Below are 5,654 nucleotides of genomic sequence, written 5' to 3'. Positions count from 1 at the left end.
GACTGCAACTCGCGCACCCCGGGACAGGGCCCGGGGTGCGGGGCGGCTAGTCGTCGGCGGCGAGGGTGCCCGAGAGGCGGGCGCTCGCCGTCGTCATGTGCGCCTCCATCGCCGCGGAGGCCGCCGCGCCGTCGCGGGTCTCGAGGGCGTCGTAGACGGCCGTGTGCTCGGCCAGTGCGGCCTCGGCGTCGGCGTCGGAGTGGAGGCCGCGCTCGACCCACACCCGCAGGAGCGAGCGGATGCTCTGCAGCAGGCCCGCGAGCACCTCGTTGCCCGCCGTGCGGGCGATCTCGACGTGGAACTTGACGTCCGCCTCGATGAACCTGACCCGGTCGTCGCCGGACTCGCGCATGGTCTCGAGGTATCCGGCGAGGCGTGCGAGCACGTCGTCGTCGATCCGGGAGGCCGCCAGCTCCGCGGCGAACACCTCCAGGCGTCCGCGCACGGCGATGAGCTCGCGCGTGCGCGGCTCCCCGAGCATCAGGCCCCAGTTGAGCGTCTCGGGCAGCAGCTCGGAGACGCTGCCGCGCAGGTACGTGCCGCTGCCCGGGCGCACGTCGACGACGCCGAGGATCTCGAGCGCGGCCAGCGCCTCCCGCACCGCGGAACGGCCGATGTTGAGCGACTGCGCGAGCTCGCGCTCGGGTGGGAGGCGCGCGCCGGCCGGGACGGCGCCGCTGGTGAACAGATCCAGGAGGCGCTTGGCGACGGTGGAGACGGCGGTCCCGATCGGGACGCTGCCGAGGGCGGCGGCGATCCCGTCGGTGGGCTTGTCAGGAAAGGCTGGCACGGTGTCCAGGCTAGCGCTCGACGGCCGGGATCGCGGAACCGGTTGAGCGGACGCGCCGAGCGGCTTCGTCCACGACCGCCGCGAGGGCGTCCACGTCGTGCGCGAACCGCCCCAGGAACAGCCCGTCGACGTCGTCGCCGAGTGCGGTGAGCAGCCCCGGACCGGCCGATCCACCGTAGATCACGCCGCTGTCCGGGCGTGCGTCCAGGGCGGAGAGGGCCTCCTGGAGACCCCTGCAGACGGCCCGGATGTGCGCGACCGGTGCGGGCTCCGCCGCGCCGATGGCCCACACGGGCTCGTACGCGACGACGACGCGGCCGTCGGGCGCGTCGCGCAGGGCCGAACGCAGCTGGGCGAGCACCTCGGTGAGCGCCTCGGCCGGCGGACCGGGACGCTCCTCCCCGATGCACAGCACCGGCACGAGGCCGTGGGCCAGCGCCTGGTGCGTCTTCGCCGCGACGACCCCGTCGTCCTCGCCGAAGAGGCGGCGGCGCTCGGCGTGGCCGATCTCGACCATCCGTGCGCCGGCCTCCGCGAGCTCCACGGCGCTGACCTCACCCGTGAACGCACCGAGCCCGGTCGAGGCGACATCCTGGGCGCCGACCACGATCGGCGTGCCCGCGAACGCCGAGACCGCATCCGGGATCGCCACGAAGGAGGGGATGACGAACAGCTCGACCTCGACGGCGACGAGCGCGGGATGCGCACCGAGCCGAGTGGAGACCGCGCGCAGCCAGTCCCGGGCGCGGGTGTGGCCGAAGTACATCTTCAGACTCACCCCGATGCGGAGCGGAGGGGTCATCAGCAGCTGCCGACGGCCTCGTAGTGCGCGATGTCGGCGACCTTCGCCGCCGACGCGCTCTGGGGGTCGAAGCGGTAGCCGAGCCATTCGCGGGCCAGCCGGCGGGCGAGTTCGAGACCGATCACGCGCTGGCCCATGCAGAGCACCTGGGCGTCGTTCGACAGCACCGCCCGCTCGACGGAGAAGCTGTCGTGCGCGGTGACGGCGCGGATGCCGGCCACCTTGTTCGCCGAGATCGCGACGCCCAGTCCGGTGCCGCAGACGAGAAGGGCGCGGTCGGCCTGGCCTGCGGCGACGAGCTCCGCTGCGGCGATCGCGACCTTCGGATAGGACGTGTGGCCGTCCGCATCCACACCCACGTCGACCACCGACGCGACCCGCGGATCGGCCTCGAGGTCGCGCTTCAGGGCCTCTTTGTACTCGTAGCCCGCGTCGTCGCAACCGACGACCAGGCGCAGCAGGTCGGTCATCGTGCGTCCTCTCTGGTGAGCAGGGGAGCGACGGCGCGGGCCACGAGGGCCAGCGAGGTCGCGCCCGCATCGGGGGTGCCGAGGCTGTGCTCGGCGTGCGGCCGCGCACGGCCGAGTCGGGGGAGCAGCTCCGCGGTCGCGGCGGCGGCGTCGGTCGCGGCATCGGCAGCGGCCGCCCAGGCGGCAGCGAGGTCGTCGCCGGCGGCGACACGCGCAGCGAGCGTGTCGCGGAAGGGCAGGAGGGCGTCGACCATCGTCTTGTCGCCGAGGGTCGCCCCGCCGGCCGACTGGATGGCGGCCGTCGCGGCCGACACGGCCGCGGACACGGCGGCGGGGGTCGGGAGGTCCTCATCGCCCAGCACACCGGCGGCGGCCGCGAGCGCGGTGCCCCAGAGGGCGCCCGACGTCCCGCCCGCACGTTCGGCCCAGGCGTCGGCGGCGCGGTCCACGGTCGTCCCCGCCCCGGCCCCGAGGGCGACGGCACGGGAGGCGGCGTCGGCGGCGGCGCGCGTGCCGCGCTGCATGCCGATCCCGTGGTCCCCGTCGCCGGCGACGGCGTCGATGCGTCCCAGCTCGTCGGCCGCGTCGTCGATCGCCGCGCGGACGACGGCGAAGGCGCGGGCGATGCGCTCGGCAGCGGACCGCGACGCAGGAGAGGCGGGAGCGACGCCGGCCGTGTCGGCATCGCCGCCGGCCGTGTCAACCGTCTCCACCGCGGTCTCCACCGGCTCGGCCGGCGCCATCCCGCCGCGGCGGAACGCCGGCGTGTCGGCGGGAGCCGTCCACAGCGCCTCCAGCTCGGCGTCCGGCCAGAACAGCGTGAGAGAGGCCCCGGCCATGTCGAAGCTGGTGCAGAACTCGCCGACGTGCGGGTCGATCACGATCGCGCCCGCTTCGGCGAGCAATCGTGACACGGCGCGGTAGACGACGAAGAGCTCCTCGTACTTCACCGCTCCGAGGCCGTTCAGCAGGGGGACCACGCGCGTGCCGCGCACGGCGTCCACGCCGTCCGGGAGTTCGTCGAGGAGCGCCGAGACGAGCAGGGCCGCGAGGCCGTCCGCGGTGGGGACGTCGGTCTCGTCGATGCCCGGTTCGCCGTGGATGCCCATCCCGACCCCCATGCGGCCGGCGGGCACGGTGAACAGCGGCTCCGGGGCGCCCGGCAGGGTGCACCCGCTGAAGGCGACGCCGAATGACCGCGTGCGCGCGTTGGCGAGGCGTGCCAGGCGCGCGGTCTCGGCCAGGTCGGCGCCCGCCTCGGCGGCGGCACCCGCGACCTTGAAGACGACGAGGTCTCCGGCGATCCCGCGCCGCTTCTCCCTCTCGTCCCGCGGAGCCGAGGAGATGTCGTCGGTGACGCGCACGGTCTCGACGGCGATGCCCTCCTCGCGGAGGCGACGCTCGGCGGCGTCGAAGTTCAGGACGTCTCCCGCGTAGTTGCCATAGGAGAGGAGCACGCCGCCGCCGCTCTCGACGGCGGTGGCGACCGTGTGCACCTGCTGCGCCGACGGGGAGGCGAAGAGGTCGCCCATGACAGCGGCGTGCGCCAGGCCCGGCCCGACGAGGCCGGCGAACGCCGGGTAGTGGCCGGAACCGCCGCCGACGACGAGTGCCGGCGCCCCCTGAGGAATGCGGGTCGAGCGCACGACGCCCCCGCGCACGGAGCGGACGTACTGCGGGTTCGCTGCGACGAACCCGTCCGTCATCTCCGCCGCGAACTCCGCGGGGTCGTTGTAGAGGCGGGTCACCGCTCCTCCCGCACGATCGCGTCCAGGTGCAGCATCGCCGCGAGGTTCTTGTCGAGCTCGTCGTCCTGGAAGACGCGCTTCCAGTCGTCCTTGACGATCGTCGCGCGGCCGTAGTCCATGGCGATCAGGCATGCCTCGCTGAACGGGTTGTCGCCGCGCAGGCTGTTCGCGAGCGCTACCTGGGTGTGGCCGAGCAGGATGGAGCGGGCGGCCGCCTCGGGGACGCCCATGGTGTGCACGGTCTCGTGCAGGGCCTCCTTGAGCAGGCCGCCGATCATGCACGCGATGGTCTCGACCAGTGTCGGCTCGAGCTGCGCGAGCTGCTTGACGGTGACGAAATGCACGTCGACGACGGGGGCGTAGATCGCGCGGACCACATCCTCCACCCGCGCGCGGTCGGCCGGGTCGTCCGACTCGACGGCCGCGATCGCGTCCTGCGGGGCGGCGATGCCGCCGAACGTGTCCGCGTACTCCTCCGGCGTGGTCCGCTGCAGGAAGATCGACGGGTGGCACGGATGCGCGACCGCCTGCACCACGCTGTCGCTGCGGGTCAGGAGGCCGGCGTACGCGGCGGCGGGGTCGAGGGTCAGCAGGATCGCGCCCGGCTTCAGCAGCGGCACGACCTCGGCCGACACCGCCTGCAGAGCCAGGTCGGGCACGGCCAGGATGACCACGTCCGCGCCGTCGACCGCATCGCCGGTCGTGGCGAGCTCCCGGCCCGCGGCGAGCACGCGCTCCCGGCCCGCGGCGCCGTTCTCGGCGTACCGGACGTCGTGCGCGGTGCGGGCGAGGTTGTCCGACACGCGCGTGCCCATCTTGCCGCCGGCGCCGATGACGGCGATCGACAGGGTCTCGGCGGGGGACACGGTCCCGGGGGCGGTGGTCGTGGTGCTCATGCTCTCTCCTTCAGCCCGGCCAGCGTGGCGCGGGTCCAGTCGTCTTCCCGCCGGATCGTCGTCTCGGGGTCGCCCTGCCAGGGCAGCCAGTGCTCGACGATCCGGGTGATGCTGCGCTCGTCCGGCCGTACGGCGCGGTCGAGCTGGTCGTAGTCGAGGAGGCCGTCGCCGAAGCGCGCCCCCTCGAGGGTGAAGCCCACCCAGCCGTCGCGGCGGGTGAACGCGAAGTCCTTGACGTGGATGGAGGCCGTGTAGGGCGCGCAGCGCTCCACCACGTCGGCGGGGAGCTCGAGCGCCGCCACCGAGTTCGCCGGGTCGAGGCAGATCCCGAGCCGGTCGCTGCCGATCGTCTCGGCCAGGGCGACGAGGGCCGCGCTGGGGATCTGCTCGTAGGTCTCCAGGGCCAGCGTCACGCCCGCCGTCTCGTACGCGTCGAGCGCGGCGCGCAGCTCCGTCTCGGCTTCGGCGAGTGTCGGCCGCGACTCCGGAGCGAAGAGCATGCTGCGCACCAGGGAGGCGCCGAGCGTGTCGGCGAGGCGGAGGAACCGAACCAGGTGCTCGCGCTCCACCCCCTTGGTTCCGAGTTCGAGGCGGATGCCGAGGTCGTCGGCGACGCGCCGCACCTCGCGCAGAGCAGCCTCGTCCATCCCCAGCAGCGGGGGATAGTCGCAGATCTGGAAGACCCCGCCGCCGAGCTCTGCGGTGTCCGCCAGCTGGGCGGCCAGGCTCCAGGGCTCGTCGACGCGCGACGACCAGCGCCAGAAGTAGGCGTAGCTGCCGGTTCCGATCATGCGGTCACTATATATCAACCGGTTGACCACTTTCCAGAGTCGGGGGGGGGGGGGGGCGGGGGGACCCCAACAACAGGGGGCGGGGGGGGGGGGGGGGTAGTAAAAAAAAAAAAAACACCAAACCAAGAAAAAAAAAATATTGAGGAATAGGCATGGG

General features: G+C 73.5%; 6 protein-coding genes. All 6 read right to left on the bottom strand.

Annotation, left to right across the window (positions count from 1 at the left end; translation table 11 throughout):
- Nucleotides 1–46: 46 nt before the first annotated feature.
- Genes ACFVU2_RS12115 through ACFVU2_RS12090 form a run of 6 tightly spaced genes read right to left on the bottom strand, consistent with a single transcriptional unit; the run spans nt 47 to nt 5,497 of the window.
- Nucleotides 47–790, bottom strand: a complete 744-nt coding sequence (locus ACFVU2_RS12115; RefSeq protein ID WP_387874345.1) for a FadR/GntR family transcriptional regulator — start codon at nt 788–790, stop codon at nt 47–49.
- Nucleotides 791–800: 10 nt separating this feature from the next.
- The gene (locus tag ACFVU2_RS12110) at nt 801–1,592 is read right to left on the bottom strand and encodes a triose-phosphate isomerase family protein (RefSeq protein ID WP_387874342.1); all 792 of its coding nucleotides are present in this window, start codon (nt 1,590–1,592) and stop codon (nt 801–803) included.
- On the bottom strand, nt 1,592–2,062 hold the full coding sequence (locus tag ACFVU2_RS12105; protein WP_387874340.1) for a ribose-5-phosphate isomerase: 471 nt from the start codon (nt 2,060–2,062) through the stop codon (nt 1,592–1,594). Before ACFVU2_RS12105 ends, ACFVU2_RS12110 begins: the two co-directional genes overlap by 1 nt.
- Nucleotides 2,059–3,810, bottom strand: coding sequence for a dihydroxyacetone kinase family protein (locus ACFVU2_RS12100; RefSeq protein ID WP_387874337.1), 1,752 nt, complete (start codon nt 3,808–3,810; stop codon nt 2,059–2,061). Before ACFVU2_RS12100 ends, ACFVU2_RS12105 begins: the two co-directional genes overlap by 4 nt.
- A complete protein-coding gene (locus ACFVU2_RS12095) occupies nt 3,807–4,706 on the bottom strand; it encodes a phosphogluconate dehydrogenase C-terminal domain-containing protein (RefSeq protein WP_387874335.1) in 900 nt (299 codons plus the stop codon). The genes ACFVU2_RS12100 and ACFVU2_RS12095 overlap by 4 nt, the downstream gene beginning before the upstream one ends.
- Nucleotides 4,703–5,497 (bottom strand): sugar phosphate isomerase/epimerase family protein, encoded by a 795-nt coding sequence (locus ACFVU2_RS12090; protein ID WP_387874332.1) that lies wholly within the window; start codon nt 5,495–5,497, stop codon nt 4,703–4,705. Before ACFVU2_RS12090 ends, ACFVU2_RS12095 begins: the two co-directional genes overlap by 4 nt.
- Nucleotides 5,498–5,654 lie beyond the last annotated feature (157 nt).

Origin of the sequence: Leifsonia sp. NPDC058194 (genome assembly GCF_042883605.1) — a bacterium.
Classification (GTDB): Bacteria; Actinomycetota; Actinomycetes; order Actinomycetales; family Microbacteriaceae; genus Leifsonia.
The sequence above is the reverse complement of the archived record's forward strand: the minus strand, read 5'-3'. Positions and strand labels throughout refer to the sequence as shown.